Source organism: Kribbella koreensis, assembly GCF_039525325.1.
GTDB lineage: Bacteria > Actinomycetota > Actinomycetes > Propionibacteriales > Kribbellaceae > Kribbella > Kribbella koreensis.
On record NZ_BAAAHK010000004.1, the window covers coordinates 325026 to 341314 of the forward strand.

Annotated in this window: 17 protein-coding genes; 11 read left to right on the top strand and 6 right to left on the bottom strand. The window is 66.6% G+C overall.

What is annotated here, in order from left to right:
• Positions 1 to 31 precede the first annotated feature (31 nt).
• Positions 32 to 823: a helix-turn-helix domain-containing protein gene (locus ABD116_RS09800; protein WP_343967208.1), complete on the bottom strand. Its 792-nt coding sequence runs from the start codon at positions 821 to 823 to the stop codon at positions 32 to 34.
• 118 nt (positions 824 to 941) lie between these two features.
• Here ABD116_RS09800 and ABD116_RS09805 point away from each other — a divergent pair, with 118 nt between their 5' ends.
• The gene (locus ABD116_RS09805; RefSeq protein WP_343967210.1) at positions 942 to 1304 is read left to right on the top strand and encodes a nuclear transport factor 2 family protein; all 363 of its coding nucleotides are present in this window, start codon (positions 942 to 944) and stop codon (positions 1302 to 1304) included.
• A 121-nt stretch (positions 1305 to 1425) separates the two neighbouring features.
• Complete coding sequence (locus ABD116_RS09810) at positions 1426 to 2868, top strand: alpha/beta hydrolase (protein WP_343967212.1); 1443 nt, start codon at positions 1426 to 1428, stop codon at positions 2866 to 2868.
• On the opposite strand, the gene ABD116_RS09815 is transcribed toward ABD116_RS09810, so the two are convergent.
• On the bottom strand, positions 2865 to 3737 hold the full coding sequence (locus ABD116_RS09815) for an aminoglycoside phosphotransferase family protein (RefSeq protein WP_343967215.1): 873 nt from the start codon (positions 3735 to 3737) through the stop codon (positions 2865 to 2867). The two genes, ABD116_RS09810 and ABD116_RS09815, sit on opposite strands and share 4 nt — an antisense overlap.
• 96 nt (positions 3738 to 3833) lie before the next feature.
• Here ABD116_RS09815 and ABD116_RS09820 point away from each other — a divergent pair, with 96 nt between their 5' ends.
• The gene (locus tag ABD116_RS09820) at positions 3834 to 4616 is read left to right on the top strand and encodes a methyltransferase domain-containing protein (protein ID WP_343967217.1); all 783 of its coding nucleotides are present in this window, start codon (positions 3834 to 3836) and stop codon (positions 4614 to 4616) included.
• Positions 4617 to 4632: 16 nt separating this feature from the next.
• On the opposite strand, the gene ABD116_RS09825 is transcribed toward ABD116_RS09820, so the two are convergent.
• Positions 4633 to 5241 carry a TetR/AcrR family transcriptional regulator gene (locus tag ABD116_RS09825; RefSeq protein ID WP_343967219.1) on the bottom strand — a complete coding sequence of 203 codons (609 nt, stop codon included), beginning with the start codon at positions 5239 to 5241 and terminating at the stop codon, positions 4633 to 4635.
• A 56-nt stretch (positions 5242 to 5297) separates the two neighbouring features.
• Here ABD116_RS09825 and ABD116_RS09830 point away from each other — a divergent pair, with 56 nt between their 5' ends.
• From ABD116_RS09830 to ABD116_RS09840, 3 genes are all read left to right on the top strand, one after another.
• On the top strand, positions 5298 to 6059 hold the full coding sequence (locus tag ABD116_RS09830) for an oxidoreductase (RefSeq protein ID WP_343967221.1): 762 nt from the start codon (positions 5298 to 5300) through the stop codon (positions 6057 to 6059).
• Between the two features lie 368 nt (positions 6060 to 6427).
• Positions 6428 to 6562: a hypothetical protein gene (locus tag ABD116_RS09835; protein WP_343967223.1), complete on the top strand. Its 135-nt coding sequence runs from the start codon at positions 6428 to 6430 to the stop codon at positions 6560 to 6562.
• Complete coding sequence (locus tag ABD116_RS09840; protein ID WP_343967226.1) at positions 6555 to 7313, top strand: hypothetical protein; 759 nt, start codon at positions 6555 to 6557, stop codon at positions 7311 to 7313. Before ABD116_RS09835 ends, ABD116_RS09840 begins: the two co-directional genes overlap by 8 nt.
• Before the next feature lie 152 nt (positions 7314 to 7465).
• Here the strand turns inward: ABD116_RS09840 and ABD116_RS09845 are convergent, their stop codons facing one another.
• Both ABD116_RS09845 and ABD116_RS09850 read right to left on the bottom strand, forming a co-directional pair.
• Positions 7466 to 7780 carry a hypothetical protein gene (locus ABD116_RS09845; protein ID WP_343967229.1) on the bottom strand — a complete coding sequence of 105 codons (315 nt, stop codon included), beginning with the start codon at positions 7778 to 7780 and terminating at the stop codon, positions 7466 to 7468.
• Positions 7777 to 7977, bottom strand: a complete 201-nt coding sequence (locus ABD116_RS09850; protein WP_343967231.1) for a hypothetical protein — start codon at positions 7975 to 7977, stop codon at positions 7777 to 7779. The genes ABD116_RS09845 and ABD116_RS09850 overlap by 4 nt, the downstream gene beginning before the upstream one ends.
• Before the next feature lie 457 nt (positions 7978 to 8434).
• On the opposite strand from ABD116_RS09850, the gene ABD116_RS09855 reads away from it, so the two are divergent.
• The gene (locus ABD116_RS09855; protein ID WP_343967233.1) at positions 8435 to 8830 is read left to right on the top strand and encodes a GNAT family N-acetyltransferase; all 396 of its coding nucleotides are present in this window, start codon (positions 8435 to 8437) and stop codon (positions 8828 to 8830) included.
• Positions 8831 to 8940: 110 nt separating this feature from the next.
• On the opposite strand, the gene ABD116_RS09860 is transcribed toward ABD116_RS09855, so the two are convergent.
• The gene (locus ABD116_RS09860) at positions 8941 to 10158 is read right to left on the bottom strand and encodes an MFS transporter (protein WP_343967235.1); all 1218 of its coding nucleotides are present in this window, start codon (positions 10156 to 10158) and stop codon (positions 8941 to 8943) included.
• A gap of 66 nt (positions 10159 to 10224) precedes the next feature.
• Between ABD116_RS09860 and ABD116_RS09865 the strand changes: the two genes are divergently transcribed.
• From ABD116_RS09865 to ABD116_RS09880, 4 genes are all read left to right on the top strand, one after another.
• Positions 10225 to 10650, top strand: coding sequence for a helix-turn-helix domain-containing protein (locus tag ABD116_RS09865; RefSeq protein WP_343967237.1), 426 nt, complete (start codon positions 10225 to 10227; stop codon positions 10648 to 10650).
• A gap of 1041 nt (positions 10651 to 11691) precedes the next feature.
• Positions 11692 to 13986: an ATP-binding protein gene (locus ABD116_RS09870; RefSeq protein WP_343967685.1), complete on the top strand. Its 2295-nt coding sequence runs from the start codon at positions 11692 to 11694 to the stop codon at positions 13984 to 13986.
• Positions 13983 to 15653 (top strand): DEAD/DEAH box helicase family protein, encoded by a 1671-nt coding sequence (locus tag ABD116_RS09875; protein WP_343967239.1) that lies wholly within the window; start codon positions 13983 to 13985, stop codon positions 15651 to 15653. Before ABD116_RS09870 ends, ABD116_RS09875 begins: the two co-directional genes overlap by 4 nt.
• Positions 15650 to 16249: a hypothetical protein gene (locus ABD116_RS09880; RefSeq protein WP_343967241.1), complete on the top strand. Its 600-nt coding sequence runs from the start codon at positions 15650 to 15652 to the stop codon at positions 16247 to 16249. Before ABD116_RS09875 ends, ABD116_RS09880 begins: the two co-directional genes overlap by 4 nt.
• Positions 16250 to 16289 lie beyond the last annotated feature (40 nt).

A 16289-nucleotide genomic window follows, 5' to 3' on the forward strand; every position in this document is an offset into this window, starting at 1 on the left:
CGGGAGTCGGCGAGTTGGTCGTCCGGCAGCATCAGTTCTCCCGGAGGTACTCGGCGGTCATCTCGTCGGCGGGGAAGAAGGACTCGATCATCAGCTCCGAGACGGTGACGTCGAGGGGTGTGCCGAAGGTGGCGATCGTGGTCAGCAGCGACAGTTGGTGATCGCCGTGCCGGAGCTTCAGCGGTACGACGACCTCGGCGGCTGCGGCGAGGTCGGTCCGCTCGCCACCGGAGTACTGGCGCAGTTCGTCGTACAGGTCCTGGAGTTCCGGGTCCGCGGTGCTGACGACCTGGCGGTGGAGGCCGGTCAGGACACTGGCGCGGACCTCGGGGAGGTTGCCGATCCGCTGTGCGAGGCCGTCCGGGTGGAGGGTGAGTCGCAGCGCGTTGATCGGCGGCTTGAGCAGCTCGGCCGAGACTCCCTCGGTGAACAACGCGATGCCCGCGTTGGATTCGACGATGTTCCACCAGCGGTCGACGACCAGGGCCGGATACGGCTCATGTGCCTTGAGCAATCGCCGCAGCGCTGCCCGAATCGCCAGCATCGCCGGTGAATGCAGCGACGCCTCGGTGTAGATCGGCGCATATCCGCCCGCCAGCAGCAACTGGTTGCGATCGCGCAGCGGTACTTCGAGATGCTCGGCCAACCGCAACACCATCTCCCGGCTCGGCTTCGACCGCCCGGTCTCGACGAAGCTCACGTGCCGGGTCGACACCTCGACCTGGTTGGCCAGATCGAGCTGGCTGAGCCGCCGGCGCTCCCGCCAGCCGCGCAGCAGCTCACCCACCGGGCGCTGGAACGTCTCGTCGATCGTCGCGGTCATGCCCCGACCGTAACCGCTCAGGTGGTCACCCTCATTACCTCCGACGTCATCGACCGCCCGCACCGTCCGGCGGCAAGGTTCTGGTCATCGAGACCGACCCGAACCGAGGAGAAACACCATGAACGCCAGCACCATCGCCACCCGGTACTTCGCGATGTGGAACGAGGCCGACGCCGACGCCCGGGCCGCCATCATCGAGCAGACCTGGTCCTCCGACGGCACCTTCACCGACCCGAGCTTCGAGGTCACCGGCCACGAGGGCCTGACGAAGATGGTCGAGACCGCCCACCAGATGTTCCCCGGCCACGCCTTCTCCCTCACCGGCACCGTCGACGAACACCACAACCACCTCCGCTGGTCCTGGCACCTCGCTGCCCCCGGCCAGCAACCCGTCGCAGGCGGCACCGATGTCATCACTCTCACCGACGACGGCAAAATCACCGGGGTCATCGGCTTCCTCGACTTCGCCCCCGCCCACTGAGAACGGCACCGGCCCCTGGAACCAGGGGCCGGTCAGGGGCCGGCTACGACTTTCGTCGGGGCCGGCGGCCCGACGGATGGGGGATGTCCGCCGGCCCACCCGGCCGCTTAGGTTCGACGGTATGGAAAAGCGTTGGAAACAAGGAGTTCTGGCGACGGTGGTCGCCGCCGTCATCCTCGCCTTGGTGCCGGGTAATGCGATCGCCAAGCCGGCCGGGATCAAGTGGAGTCCGTGCAAACCGGACAGCGTGGTCCAGTGCGGATATCTGACCGTCCCGCTGGACTGGTCGAAGCCGGACGGGGTGAAGACGCAGATCTACGTCGCGCGAGTGCCTGCGAAGGATCAAGCGCACAAGCTCGGCTCGCTGACCTTCAACCCCGGCGGCCCCGGTGGAGCCGGGGCATCGATCTTCGCCGAGGGCCTGGCGGACCAGGTGTTCCCGGACTATCGCGAGCGCTACGACCTGGTGAGCTTCGACCCACGCGGGACCGGCCTCAGTACGGCCCTCGCTTGTGGGCCGGTGCTGCGTCCCGGCGTACCGATGTTTCCCAAAAGCAAGACCGAGTACGCCGCGATGGTCGCTTCCAGCCGCAAGACCGGAGAAGCTTGCCTCAAGCAACATGGTGACCTGATGCGCAATCTCGACACCCGCACGGCCGCCCGTGACCTGGACGCGATCCGGGCGGCCCTCGGCGAAGCCGAACTCAACTACATCGGCCTGTCCTACGGGTCCTATCTCGGTACTACGTACGCCCAACTCTTCCCGCGCCATATCGGCCGGATGGTCCTCGACGGCATCGTCGATCACGCTCAAGGAGCCACCCGGTTCACGCTCGACGAGGCGAAGAGCATGGAGGACACCTTCGACCGCTTCGCCGCCTGGTGCTCCACCGATGCCCAGTGCGCACTGCACGGGCAGGACGTCGGCGCCGTCTGGGACAAGTTGGTCGCCAAGGCCGACAAGACTCCGCTGCAGGTGCCCGACCACCCGCCGGTCACCGGCGACACGATGCGGATGACGTTGCCGGCGCTGCTGCCGAGGACCGACTTCATCGGCAACCCCTGGCCGTCGCTGGCCGAGGGGATCGCCAAGGCGGTGAAGGGCGACGGCACGTTGTTCGCCCAGGTGAGTTATCTCGCCGACTACGAGACGGCGTACGCCGCGGTGTCGTGCATGGACTTCCCCGGCGAGCTGAAGGGGTACGCCGACGCGAAGGCCCGGATCGCCCTCGCCGAGAAGATCGCACCGCGCGTGGGCGCCGCCGTGGAGGGGTGGGCGATGACCGCCGCGTGCTCGGGCTGGCCGATCGAGCCGAGCAACCCGTGGCAGCCGACGCCGGTGAAGGACGCGCCGCCGATCCTGATCACTTCGACGACGCTTGACCCGTCGACGCCCGTGAGCAACGCGCGGGGGCTGGCGCGTCAGGTGAGGGGCAGTCACCTGTTGCTGGCCGATGACGCCATCGGGCACACGGCTTACTTCAACTCGCCATGTGCTCGTGGGGCGATCGCGGAGTACCTGCTCGACGGGAAGTTGCCGCCCAAGCGGTCCACGTGCGGCTAGTCCACGAAGGCCTGGAGGATTCGGCGGCAGCGTTCGGGGTCGATGGTCAGGCGGTGGGCGAGTCCCCAGAGTCCGTAGTCGAGGGCCCGGAAGACGACCCAGTCTCGCGCCCGCTCGGGGTCGAGTTCGGCTTCGGAGACGATGGTGGCGAAGTGGTCGCGGATCTCGGCGCCGTCGGCCATCTCGTCGACGCGGGTGAGCAGTGTCCGGGCGAGATCGCATTCGGGGTCGCCGCGATAGAGGAGGGGGTCGACCACGATCCAGGGTTCGCGGGCGCCTCGTAGTACCTGGTCGGCGTGGAAGTCGCCGTTGGCGGCGAGATCGCTCGTGGTGTGGGACAGATGTTTGGCGACTCGGAGCGCCTCGGTGAGCTGAGCCTGGTCGAAGGGCTTGCCGAGGCGCTCCCAGTCCGCCTGCAACTGGGGTGCGCGGCCGCTCACGTTGGCTGCGGTCGACACGGCATCGACGGGCGCGGGTACGGCGAGCCGGCGCATCAAGCGGCCGAGGACGGCCATCGCGTCGCCGATGGGCTGGTCGAGGAGAGAGTCGCCGAGGCGCTCCAGCAGCATGGCGCGGCGCGGGAGGTCGACGTCGTACAGGCGAACCGTCCCGCGGCCGTCCCACCAGCGGAGCGCCCGGGCATGCTCGGGGAGGTCGGGGCCGGGCGGGGACATCCGCAGTACCAGCTGCTCATCGTCTCGGCTCACCCTGACGACGATCGCATTCGACCCATGGGAGATCGGCCCGTCAATCTCGAGCCCCCACATTTCACACTGCCGATCAACCGCCGCAGGCAGCCCAGCCAGCCACTCGCCGCCCTCGGTCCACCACCGCGGCATCGCAAGGAAGGCCTCCGGCAACGAGATCATTGGGGCACCGTAGCGAGTTCGTGCGCATCTGGTCTCCCCGTTTACCGGTTCGGCACCCCATGATGTGGAGCATGGGCGGAACGGTTAGGCGTGTGGATGAGTAACTTGCAGTTCGATCCCGAGGTGTCGCGGCAGATCGAGTCGGTCTACACGACACCGGACGTGATCGAGCAGCGGCGAGTGGTCCGGACCGCGCTCGCGCTCCGGCCGGGTGACCGGGTGCTGGACGTCGGCGTCGGGCCGGGGCTGCTGGCCGCGGAGATGGCGGCGGAGGTCGGCCCGGAAGGGCGGGTCTGCGGGATCGACATCAGCGACAGCATGCTCGCGATCGCCGCGACCCGGGCCAAGGTGCCGGACGGGCCGACGCTGGAGCTCGAGCTGGCGGCCGCGGGGCGGATCCCGCACGGCGCCGAGAGCTTCGATGTCGTCGTGTCGACCCAGGTCTTCGAGTACCTGGACGACGTACCGGGCGCTCTGAACGAGATTCGCCGGGTACTACGCCCCGCCGGGCGCGTGGTCCTGCTCGACACCGACTGGGGTTCGATCGTCTGGCGCTCCACCGACGACGCGCGGATGGGCCGGATCCTCACCGCCTTCGAGGAGCACCTGGAGGACCCACACCTCCCGCGCACCCTCGGCGACTCCCTCACCAAGGCCGGCTTCACCGTCACCCATCAGCAAGTCGTCCCGATGCTCAACACCGGCTACGACGCCCGCACCTACAGCGCCGGCCTGATCGACATCGTCGAAGCCTTCGTCCCCGGCCGCGCCAAGGTCACCGAGCCGGAAGCCACCGCCTGGGCCGACGACCTCCGCTCCCTGGCCGACAGCTACTTCTTCAGCCTCAACCGCTACCTCTTCGTCGCCTCAGCCCTCTAGCTGTCGCCTCCGCGCTCTAGCTTTTGACCGGCAACAGCCGATCAACCGTCGCGCGGCCGACCTCGCGCATCGCCTCGGGCGTCATGTCCGTCTTGAGGAGGAACTGCAGTCCCTGCTGGATGGTCAGTAGCAGGCGGCCCAGTTCGCGCGGATTGGTGTCGTCAGGCAGATCGCCCTCCGCCACCGCCCGGGCGACCGCAGCGGTGAAGCAGTCCTCCACCGACTGGTACGTCGTACGCGCGCAGCTGGTCACCTCGGGGTCACGGGCCGCCAGCTCGGTCGAGCTGTTCGCCAGGAAGCAGCCGCGGGTGGTCGCGACCGGCCCGCCGTGCTCGGCGACCGGGTCGGGCGGGCCGGGGACGAAGAAGCTTCGCAGTACGTCGATGGCGCGGTCGCTGCTGCTCACTGCGTCGCAGACCCCATCAGACGTCTCCTGTGCATATGTGCTCAACACCTTGAGGAACAGCTGACGCTTGTCGCCGAACGCGCCGTACAGGCTCCCCTTGCCCAGCCCGGTCGCCTTCATCAGGTCGTCGAGCGAGGTCGCGGCGTAGCCCTTCTGCCAGAACTCGTCGCGCGCAGCTCGCAGTACCTGCTCCTCGTCGAACATCCTCGGCCTGCCCATGGCGCCAGCATACCGGATATTTGACCGATCGGTCCTGAAAGGCTTTACTGGACCGTATGGTCAATTACTCACTGCAAGGTAAGACCGCACTGGTCACCGGCGGCACCCGCGGCATCGGCGCGGCGATCGTCGCCAAGCTGCTCGCCGGCGGCGCCACCGTGGTCACCACCTCCCGGACGCCGGTCGACAACCTCCCGGCCGGCGTCCACTACGTCCAGGCAGACCTCGGTACGCCGGAAGGCGCGACCCAACTCGCCGAGCAGACCCTCGAGCACTTCGGCGGCAAGCTCGACATCCTCGTCAACAACGCGGCCTCCGGTCAGGCGCATCCTCAGGGCGCCGCCTCCATCCCGGACGACGAGTGGCGATCGGCGCTGGACACTTCGTACCTGAGTGCCGTCCGGGTCACCTCACGCCTGCTGGCCAGCCTGCTCGAGTCCAGGGGTGCGATCGTCAACATCTCGTCGGCGGTCACGCTCGAGGTCGTGCCCGCGCTCGCGCATTACGCGGCGGCGAAGGCCGCGCTGGAGAAGTACAGCCAGACCCTGGCCGCGGAGCTGGCGCCCCAAGGCGTCCGCCTCAACGTCGTCATCCCCGGCAACGTCCTCACCCCGGGCGCCGACAAGATCCGCCAGGACATCGCCGACGCCGCCGGCATCCCACTCGAAGCAATGACCGCCGGTACTCCGCTCGGCCGCGCCGGTATCCCCACCGATATCGCCGAAGCGGTCGGCTTCCTGGTCTCCGACCAGGCCGAGTGGATCACCGGCTCGCAACTGCTGGTGGACGGCGGCGCCTCGGTCGGCCTCGCCGCCTGACTTCGCCTGCCGACACCGTGTCGCCTGACGAGACCGTAGTCCGGGGGCGAGATCGTGGTCCGGGAGTGACGGCCAGGGGCGGGCGCATCGTGGGATACGCCCGCCGCCGTCGGTCGTTCTCCCGCCCCTCAGTGGGAGAACTCGCGGCTCGGTGAGCGCCACCCATGCCCGAATGGGGCCGACTGAACCGCGGGACCATCTACTCGTACCCCACTCGTCACCGCTCACACACGGCTGGTCGGAAAACTTGACGTTTCTCGTACACCCGGTGCCCGGACGGACATGGACGGATGCCACCGGGCCCCCTAACCTGAAAGGCGATTCCGGGGCCGGGGGAGGCCGTGGGCGTCAGGGGGAGGGACGAAGCGATGACGGACGTCTTCGACGAGATCCACGAGGACGAGTTGACCGAGGACGAACTCGACGAGCTGGAGGCGCTCGGCGCCGCCGAGGACGCCGAGCTGATCCTGGCTCAGGTCGACCTCGGGCAGTTAGATGCCTGAGGCAAGGATCGTCTGGCGCAAGACGCTGCTGAACAAGCGGACGGTGGCGATGCTGATCGCCGCCGAGAAGATCTACCACTCGAAGTTCAAATATCTGCAGGGGTCGTACAACAAGGGTGGTGTGGAGGCCTCGGCCGGCACCCATGACGGTGGCGGCGCGGTCGACATCGGCGTGGCGAGCCAGAGTCCGGCCCAGCGCCGGGCGATCGTGCTCGCGCTGCGCCAGGTCGGGTTCGCCGCCTGGCTCCGGACGCCGGCCCAGGGTCGCTGGCCGTACCACGTGCACGCGATCGCGATCGGGGACAAGGATCTGTCCCGTGGCGCGGCGGCTCAGGTACTCGAGTACAAGCGCAAGCGGAACGGGCTGGCGAATCGAGGAGCGGACGACGGGCCGCCCGGGTACTACTCGATGACCTGGGAGCTCTACCTCAAGGCGCATCCGGCGCCGCCGCCACCCGCAGTACCGGATTCGTCGATCTCGCTCGGGGCGATGGCCTATGCGCGGACTCATGACGCGATGACCGGTGCGTGGGGTGCCGATCGGGCGCGCGTGGTCGCGTGGGCCGCGCATCCGAAGGTCGCGGCGATCAGCCGGCACGAGACGGTACCGCCGGCCGGGGTGCCGTGGCATCTGCACTTCCAGCAGGTGCTGCGGAAGGTGCAGCTGAAGTTCAAGCTGCCGCAGACCGGGATCTTCGTCGATGGTGTCGACGACCAGATGAAGCGCTACGGCTACACGATCACTGCTTGAGCTGTTCGGAGCAACGACAAGGCCCCACCGGTAGCAGCCGGTGGGGCCTTGATTGGTCCACTACCGCCCGAATTCCGGTGCAGCTGTGGAGGTGGAGAGCGGAACCGGCGCCGATGCAGGGGTCAAGACGCCAGCTCCGCTTGCTTATGGGGTTATCTCGCGTCGACCGCCCAGACGTGCGCCTGGTGGAACTCGAGGTCCTTCTGCATTCCGACCGGCGCACCGTTGGCGCCGAGGTGCTGCAGGGTCGGTACGACGACCGCGCGTACGTCCGTCCGCTTCACTTCGTCCAGCAGCGCGTGGAACGCGGCGGACTCGGCGGCATCGCGCTCGGTGTACACCGTGCCGAGGGTGAATCCCTCGGCGCTGGCGAACGCCGCGAGCGAGTTCGTGGCCGCGGCCAGTTCCTCGGCGCATCTGAGCGCGTCGGCCCGGACATAGCCGAGCAGCGTCGGACGGGTGGTCATCGCGAGCGCTCCGGGGCGCCGACCGCGTCGACGAGAACCGGCTCGCTGGTCACTCGCAGCGAGGCGAACCGACGGCGCATGGCCTCTTCGTACTGCGCAGCGTGGTCGACGTCGGCGATGTGATCAGCGATCGTGGTGTGGCCGAACCAGACCCGCACGCGGCGGTGCGAGGCGGGAATCTCGATCGACTCGGTCATCGTGGTCCTTCAGTTCTCGAGGGGCTGCCCGACGCTGGGCATAAGGAAAGAACACCGTATAAAGCCTGCCCCCGGAATAGACTGGCAGGGACCTTTACAGAGGCCTTACGCTGCTCTGGTTCCACCGCCTCATCCACCGTGAAACCGCTGGTCAGAGCACCGGTAGCGGTTCCGGGAAGCGGCCGGGTTTATGGCCTGTCAAGAATGTTTGCAGGAATTTGCCAATAACGATTCGGACAGCCGCTTCTATTAGGCCCCGCTGCAAATGTAGGGCTTCCTGGTAACTGTTGGCACACGCCCGGCCACGCTCCGAACCATTCCCTGACGACCTGCGGATCCGCCCGCAGGATTCCCTTCGCGCCACGCCGATCAGGCCGTCACCCACCCTGTCCGCAAACACTTACAGCCAGGACCGTAACTACACCGAGTAGCGCCCGCTGTAACGCGGAATGACGCCATGCAGCTGACCACCGAGCGCCTCGCCCTGGTCCCCCTCGACGTCGACCGCGACCTCGCCGACCTGCATGCCATGTTCGCCGACCCTCTCTGGGCGGAAGCCGCCTTCGCCGAGCCGACCGCCGACTTCGACGCCTCGCGCGACCGGCTAGCTGAGAACTTCAGCGACAACGGCGACCTGACCTGGGCACTACGTGCGCCGGGGTCGTCGGATGCAATCGGAGTAATAGGCGTCTACTCCGATCAGGGCACCTCCACTCGCCGCCTCAGCTGGTACCTCCGCCGCGATCACTGGGGCCAGGGGCTGATGGGTGAAGCTGCGCGGGTTGTCGTCGACCATCTGCTGACGCTGCCGGGTATCGATGACGTTGGGGCTCGATATCGGCGTACCGGTTGATGCTGTCTGTTCGGCTGTTGTGGATGCGGGGCTTGCTGTTGAGTCGGCGCCGGCGGACATGCCTTGGTCTCGGCGGGAGTTTGTGTTTCGGCTTGCGGATGGGCATGTGGTCACGGTGTCGGGAGCTTTGTCCGGGTGAGTGCGGCCGGATGGCTGGGTACTGCGAAGAGGGTGACCGGGGCGGCTAGTACTGCGAACGCGGCGATCGCGTTGAGGGTGAGTGGTAGGCCTGCGAGCCTGACCAGGGCTGGGGCGGCTAGGGCGCCGATCACTACCGTCAGGGAGTCCATCGCGAAGAAGAGGGCGCCGATGCGGCCGAGTAGTTCGGTGGGGGCTACCCGCTGGACTGTGGTTTCGGCGGTGATCAGGAGGATGCTGCCGGGGAATCCGATCAGTGCGGTGGCGGCGATCGCCCAGGGAATGTCGGGGGCATTGAACAAGGCGAAGAATGCCGCACCGACGGCTAGCTGGGTGACGATGAGTAGGTCGCGAACGCTTAACCAGGTAAGGGCTTTCGGGCTCAGTGCGGCACCTAGCAGGAATCCGGCGCCCAGGCCTGAGATCAGATAGCCGACGGTTTGCCCCGGCGCGTCGAGTCGCTCGACGGTGAAGGGGACCAGCAGTGCCGTCGCTCCCGCGTTGGCGGTCAGGAAGACGCCGTTCGCGATCAGAATTCCGGACAGGATTTTGTTGTCGGCAACGCCTCGCAGGCCCTCTTTCAGTGCCTTGAATCCCTTACCTGTATCAGGTTTGCTGTCCAGGCGCCGATGGCTGATCGTCGCGATGATCGCTGCCGACAGCAAATAGCTGACGATGTCGATGATCAGGACGAAGGTGATCCCGGGGCCGGTCAGCAGGAGTGCGCCGAGGGGTGGTGCGGCCAGGCGGATGACGCTGCCGGAGAAGGCGCTCAGTGAGTTCGCCGCGGCCAGTTCGTCGCCGGTGCCCACCACGGCTGGGGTGAGCGCTCGGGCCGCGGGTCTGAACACTGTGGCCGCCAGGTTCTCGGCCAGCACTGCGACGTACACGACCCATACGCGGTCGGCGGAATCGGCGAACAGGATCAGGGCGACGGCGGCGGCGCCGGCGAGATCGGCCAGCCACATGGCGCGCGACAGATTCCACCGATCGAGCAGCACGCCGGCCCACGGCCCGACGACCAACGCCGGTACGGCTTCCAGCGCGACCGTGAGGCCCGTTGCCGCAGCCGAGCCGGTCAACTGGAAGACATGGACCGGAATCGCGACCACCAGCAGCCATGAGCCGATCCCGGAGATCGCCCCGCTGACCCACAGCCGCCTGAAGTCACCGTTCCGCAAGATCCTCACGCCGGAGGAAACTATCCTCACGCGACACTCCTTGGCAACAGTGTTCTGTGAAGATACTCTCCTGTCGTGGACCTGAGCGCCGAACTGAGAGCCCGCCGCAAAGCGGCCAACCGCACCATCGCCTCCGTTGCCGTCGACGCCGGCCTCTCCGTCCCCTACATCGCCAACCTCGAGAACGGCCGCGGCAACCCCACCCTCTCCGCCCTCGACCGCCTGGTCACCGCCCTCGGCGCCCAACTACAACTCACCATCGTCGACGAAACGCCCCCTGACCCGCCCGAGCCATCAGGCGCGGCCGCTCTCCTGTCAGCGTCGCCCCGAGCCCGCCAAGTCATCGCCGAACTCGCCACCGCCCAAGCCCAAACCAAACGCTCCATCGAACGCCACCTGACCACCACCCTCGACGCCCTGAGCGAACTCCTCCCAGGCGAACCCACCACAGCCGACCTAGACCGCCTACTCGACCTACTCCTACTCGCCCGCAAAACCTGAGCGAAGCCCAACGACCAGCGCCTGACGCCAGCGCTCACGCCGCCCGCCTTACGCTGCGCGCCTGCGCCCATGGCCTCCGTGCCTCGTGCGACACGCCTGCGGACGGCGCCCCGCCCGGCGGCCCGCGGCGGGGTGGCGACCGCGCTGAGCAATCTGAGCGAGCTGCTGTCCGAGGTCGGCTGCACGGCGGAGGCGCTCACTGCGTCGGCCGAAGCGGTGGCGATCCTCCGCCTGCTGGCGACTGCCCGGCCACGGTGGTCGAGCCTGATCTGGCCGTGGGCCTCAACAACCACGCCGTCGACCTACTCGGCGGAGGGCGCGTCGAGGAGGCACTGGCCGCCCCCGGCCCTCGGACGTATACGCCGAGGCATGTGAGCGGTCCCGCGCACAGACAGCCGAACATCCGGAGGCCCACCTCATCGCGGTCCTGGACGGTCATGCCCGCACACTGACCGAGCTCGGACAGCTCGACCGGGTGATCGCGGCTGCTACGGAGACGAGCGCGGTCTCCCGCAAGCTGGGAGCTCCCGAATCAACCTCGGAGAGCCTGGCGACGGTCGCCGTCGCGTACCGCCCCCTCACGAGTTCGAATCTCGTATCCTCCGCCACTCTGTCCAGTGGCCACCCGATCAGTGCTTCGCCTGGTCAGCGCATTACGTGGTCACTCCTAGGGGACGAGCACCGAGGGCGATTCCGTAATCGGGAACCACCCCTCAGTCATTCCGTGGCAGCTGTCTCTACGTCCTAGCCAGAACCCAGCTGCGCCTTCGTCTGGTTCCTCAGTTCCGGCGCCGCAACCGTTCGCGACCTGTGGTTAGCGAACGGATCTCGCAGCTGCCGTGGACACCCAAGTGCCTGGCGTGGGGAGGGAACTTGGTGCTGGTGTCGGTGATGCCCTCTAGTCTCTACATGACGCGTCGGCTCTACCCGAGTCGCGCGCCGAAGGGCTGCCTGCGCAGGGCTCTCCTCGGCGTACCCACGTGAGACGAGACAGGGGGCCGTTCGCCCATGAAGATCACTCCTTCCGCGCGTGTTCTGCGCATGCTCGGTGAGATTGAGTTCGACGAGTGGCAGTGCATCGCGGAGCTGATCGACAACGCCTTTGACGACTTCACTGAGATCCATCGGTCTGGGACCCCTTGGGCGGGTGGGTTTCGCGTGAGTGTGGAGCTGCCTGACTCCCCTCGGGGCCAGCTCGTGATCACCGACACGGGTCGCGGCATGACGTACGGCCGGCTGGAGCGAGCGGTACGAGCAGGCTGGTCGGGCAACGACATGCACGACAAGCTCGGCCTCTTCGGCATGGGGTTCAACGTCTCGACAGCGCGGCTCGGCAAGCGCACGCGCGTCCTGACGACCCGCCAGGGCGACGCCGAGTGGATCGGCGTGGAGATCGACCTCGACCGCGTAGGTGACGACTTCGAGGCGGAGGACATCACGGAGCCGAAGGCCGACCTCAATGAACATGGCACGCGTATCGTTATCAGCCGCCTGCATCCCACGCGCGCTCGGTGGCTGCAGAAGAACGGCTCGGCGTTGCGCAACACCCTGGGACAGGTCTATTCCTGGATGTTCCTGAACCGTCCGTTCGAACTGTGGGTTGGCGGGTTCCAGGTGAAGCCTGTCCGGCACTGCCGCTGGGGAGACGATCGCTCGGTTCTCTACAACAACAAGGAGCGCATCCCCGCCTACATCGCGATCGATCAGAAGCTGGAGAACGGTCTCGCCTGCGGTGACTGCGGACAGTGGCAGCTCACTGATCGCGATGCGTGCGAGGACTGTGGGAGCGATCGCCTCACGGTTCGTGAGCGCCGGGTACACGGGTGGCTCGGCATCCAGCGGTATATGCACAAGCACGATTACGGGATCGACTTCCTGCGCAACGGTCGCAAGATCCTCCGCTGGGACAAGCAGTTGTTCACCTGGCGCAACCCTGACGGGGCGGTCGGCAACGAGGAGCCGGAATATCCGGTGGATCTCGCACACCAGGGTGGCCGCATCATCGGAGAGATCCACCTCGACCATGTCCCGGTCACGTATCAGAAGGATGCTTTCGAGTACGGCGACCGCAGCTGGCGCTCGGCGGTCGAAATCGTGAGGGGGGTCGCGCCGTTGCTGCCCCAGCGCGCGACGAACCTTGAGTACGAAGAGAACACCAGCCCGCTCGCACTCCTTTTCAAGGGATACCGTCGTAACGACGCTGGCCTGCGGTACCTGGTGCCGGGAGACGGCCGCAAGCCGATCCACGAAGACACTCGCCGGTGGGGACACGAGTTCCATCGGGGCAACCCCGACTACCAAACCGATGAGCGCTGGTGGCAGGCGGTCGAGGACCACGAGGCGACCAAGAGCAGGGGCCAGAACGCGAAGGTGGCCGTCGCCACTCCGGGAAAGCCCGACGAGGTGGCCGTGATGGAGGCGCTGGGTTTCGTCGAGACGGAAGTCCATGGTCCGAGTTCTCGCGCGACCGGTCCGGGCGAGGTAAATCCCGATGCCCAGGTGCGGCGTAAGGAGACGCGGCAGGAACGCGTCACTCGCTACACGGAGAACTCGACCACTTACCCGGCCCTGAGTCGATCATTCGGCCACCCGCGCGTCGGCTTCGTCGAGGTTGAGGCACGTCGGGTCACAGTGGGAGGCCTGACCGACGAGAAGCTCCACCCAACTCCCGTCCTGCTGGACCAGCTCGGCGGCAACGCCCTGGTAGCGTTCCTCGACCTTGATCATCCGATCTTCCAGAAGTTCGGAGTGGACCCTTCGGATCTGTTGCTCGCGGAGATCGCTGTGCTGCTCAAAGTGCAGACGAATTCGGAGTGGAGCCACTCGGAGCTCATCGCGGCTATCCGGGCGGAATCGTTGCCGGCCAGCGCTCTGGACGCCGAGATGATCAGTGCCGAGGCCAAGGAACTGCTGGCTGAGGTCCGTCGCCGCATGGCGTCCGAGCTGGACCGCGTCGGCGAACCGGGAAAGGCGTTTCAGTTCCTCTCGCCCGACGAACTCACCCACACCGAGCACACCATGATCGCCAACGGCAAGGTCACCAACACGACCGACCTCGGTGCGAGCGGTGAGTTCCTGCTGCACGTGCCAGCCCTTTTCCTGGTCCATCTCGTCGAGTCGCTGCCGTCACTGTTCATGGACAACCACGTCTTCCAGGGTGTCTACGAGGGTGTCGCCTCCGCGTCCGCGCGGCGGCTCAGTCTTGCGCGTACGGTCGGCTACCTCTCCGATGTCGCGACGCAGGCGACCTACGCCGGGGCCAACCTTCCGGACCAGTTGCTGCGGACGAGGCTGAGCATTCGCCTACTGGCCGACGACCTCGCGGAGGAGAAGTGAGCGCGGTCTTCCTCTCGGCGGACGAGTTGCTGAGAGGAGGGCCCCCGGGTCTCACGCAAGCCCTCGAACGAGCCCTGTGGCACCTCGGGTTCAACGACGTGCGTGTTATCGACGGTGCCGGCGACCACGGCGCGGATCTCTTGGCTGTACGCGGTCGGGAACAGTGGGTCTTCCAGTGCAAGTGGAAGGCCGGAGGGAAAGTCGATCGAAAAGGCGTCGACGACCTTGAGCGCGCCCGCACGCGCTATCGCGCGGACAAGGCAATCCTGGTCACCAACACCGACATCAACGCGCCGGCGGAGGCCCGCCGTATCGCGCTCAACGGAGTCGGTGTGCCGATCACCGTCTGGCACGGCGCGACCCTGCGGTCAATCGGGGATCGCATGCCCGAGACCGTTCCCACGCAGTATGCCCTGCGCCCATATCAAGCCGAGGCGGCCGACGCCGTGGTCCGGGATCTCGACGCCAACCGCACCGCGCTGCTCGTCCTCGCGACGGGTCTCGGCAAGACCGTGGTGGGCGGCGAGATCATCAGCCGTCATCTCAAGACCAAACCGGACGCCAGGATTCTCGTCGTCGCGCATATGAAGGACCTCGTCGCCCAGCTCGAGAAGGCGATGTGGCGGCACATCCCGAAATACGTTCCCACCCGCCTGCTCACGGGAGAAAACCGACCCGAACGCCTCGACGGAGTCGTGGTCGGAACGGTCGAATCCGTCCTTGGTGCCGTACGAGTGGGCTACCGGCCTGACCTCATCATGATCGACGAGACGCATCACGTGGCCGAGAGCGGCAGATTTGCTGAATTGCTCGACTTGTGTGGGGATGCTGAGCAGTTTGGCGTGACAGCGACACCCTGGCGCGGTGACAAGTTCGACATCACCTCCCGCTTCGGATATCCGAGCTTCAAGATGGGCATCGCGGAGGGTATGGCCGCTGGCTTCCTCTCCGCCGTCGACTACCGGCTGTTCGTCGACAACGTCGACTGGCACGCCGTCCGGGACGCCAGTGTGCACGGGCAGTCGATCAAGGATCTCAACAAGTCCCTGTTTCTGCCGCAACGCGACGAGGAGATCATCGAGCACTTCCGTGAGGTGTGGCGAACCATGACGGAACCAAGGGCCATCGTCTTCTGCCAGACTATCGAGCACGCCGAGCATATGGCCCGCCTGTTCGCCTCGTCCGACGCGGCATGGACCAACGCATCGTTCCTGCACAGCGCACTCCCGCGGCAGCGGCGCCAGATCCTACTGAACGAGTTCCGACTTGGCCGGGTGCCGGTGATCACGTGTGTCGACGTCTTCAACGAGGGCGTCGACGTTCCGGACGTGAACCTCATCGCGTTCTTGCGGGTTACACACAGTCGTCGGATCTTCGTCCAGCAACTCGGGCGCGGACTCCGACTCAGCCCCGGCAAGGAGTCCCTGAGGGTCCTCGACTTCGTAACCGACATCCGTAGAGTGGCGGCGACCTTAGACCTCCGGCGATCCCTGGAGGCCCAGGAGAGCGAGCACCTGCGCCTACGGATGCCGCATGCCTCCCGTATCGAATTCAGCGACGAGACCGTCGGATCGCTGATGGACCACTGGATTCAGGATGCCGCAGACCTTGAAACCAAGGCCGATGAGGTTCACCTTCAATTCCCTCTGACGACTGGAATCGAATGACCAAGTACGCGATCCCCTCGGACCTCGAAGAAGACGTCGTTCGCCTCCTCTACAAGCGCGCAGCGGACCTCAACTGGACCTATCTCACGGACCCCGAGCGCACCCGTCACTATCAGGCGTGGACCTCCGATGCCGAAGTGGGAGCGCGACTCCTCCCGTTCATCGGGAAGCCGGAGAACGTTCGGCCGTGGCTCAAGGACGGGCCCATGAAGGAGTACATCCGGGCGACTTACGGGGTAGGCAAGTGGGCACCGCTCGTGGTCAAGCCGGCCACTCCGGTCAGCGCTCTCGTTGCCAAGGCACTCGGTCACGACTGGAACGTCGACCTTGAGACGCTCGGCATCAAGCCGCTCTGTGTGACGATTCGCCACGAGGACGATGAGGAGATGGAGCAGCGCTTCGCCTGGGCGCCCATGCGCGACTTCAAGCATCTCGCATGGGCGGCCATCGCGGCGCAGGCCGGCGGTGACGCCCTGCCGTGGATCATCTGCACGGTCGACTCGTTCGTTCGGAAGATCACCCCAGAGCAGAAAGCGACCAACGAACGGATCGCGAAGCGGCTTGGTCTGATTAGCGTGCACGTCACCGACGGCTGAACGGGCTCTGCCTTGACGAGAGAGGACTGCCTTTAAGCGA

Bases quoted from the DNA above. Each gene is read 5' to 3' on its own strand.
- ABD116_RS09800 (WP_343967208.1), bottom strand. From the start codon at position 823: ATGACCGCGACGATCGACGAGACGTTCCAGCGCCCGGTGGGTGAGCTG.
- ABD116_RS09805 (WP_343967210.1), top strand. From the start codon at position 942: ATGAACGCCAGCACCATCGCCACCCGGTACTTCGCGATGTGGAACGAG.
- ABD116_RS09810 (WP_343967212.1), top strand. From the start codon at position 1,426: ATGGAAAAGCGTTGGAAACAAGGAGTTCTGGCGACGGTGGTCGCCGCC.
- ABD116_RS09815 (WP_343967215.1), bottom strand. From the start codon at position 3,737: ATGATCTCGTTGCCGGAGGCCTTCCTTGCGATGCCGCGGTGGTGGACC.
- ABD116_RS09820 (WP_343967217.1), top strand. From the start codon at position 3,834: ATGAGTAACTTGCAGTTCGATCCCGAGGTGTCGCGGCAGATCGAGTCG.
- ABD116_RS09825 (WP_343967219.1), bottom strand. From the start codon at position 5,241: ATGGGCAGGCCGAGGATGTTCGACGAGGAGCAGGTACTGCGAGCTGCG.
- ABD116_RS09830 (WP_343967221.1), top strand. From the start codon at position 5,298: ATGGTCAATTACTCACTGCAAGGTAAGACCGCACTGGTCACCGGCGGC.
- ABD116_RS09835 (WP_343967223.1), top strand. From the start codon at position 6,428: ATGACGGACGTCTTCGACGAGATCCACGAGGACGAGTTGACCGAGGAC.
- ABD116_RS09840 (WP_343967226.1), top strand. From the start codon at position 6,555: ATGCCTGAGGCAAGGATCGTCTGGCGCAAGACGCTGCTGAACAAGCGG.
- ABD116_RS09845 (WP_343967229.1), bottom strand. From the start codon at position 7,780: ATGACCACCCGTCCGACGCTGCTCGGCTATGTCCGGGCCGACGCGCTC.
- ABD116_RS09850 (WP_343967231.1), bottom strand. From the start codon at position 7,977: ATGACCGAGTCGATCGAGATTCCCGCCTCGCACCGCCGCGTGCGGGTC.
- ABD116_RS09855 (WP_343967233.1), top strand. From the start codon at position 8,435: ATGCAGCTGACCACCGAGCGCCTCGCCCTGGTCCCCCTCGACGTCGAC.
- ABD116_RS09870 (WP_343967685.1), top strand. From the start codon at position 11,692: ATGCTCGGTGAGATTGAGTTCGACGAGTGGCAGTGCATCGCGGAGCTG.
- ABD116_RS09880 (WP_343967241.1), top strand. From the start codon at position 15,650: ATGACCAAGTACGCGATCCCCTCGGACCTCGAAGAAGACGTCGTTCGC.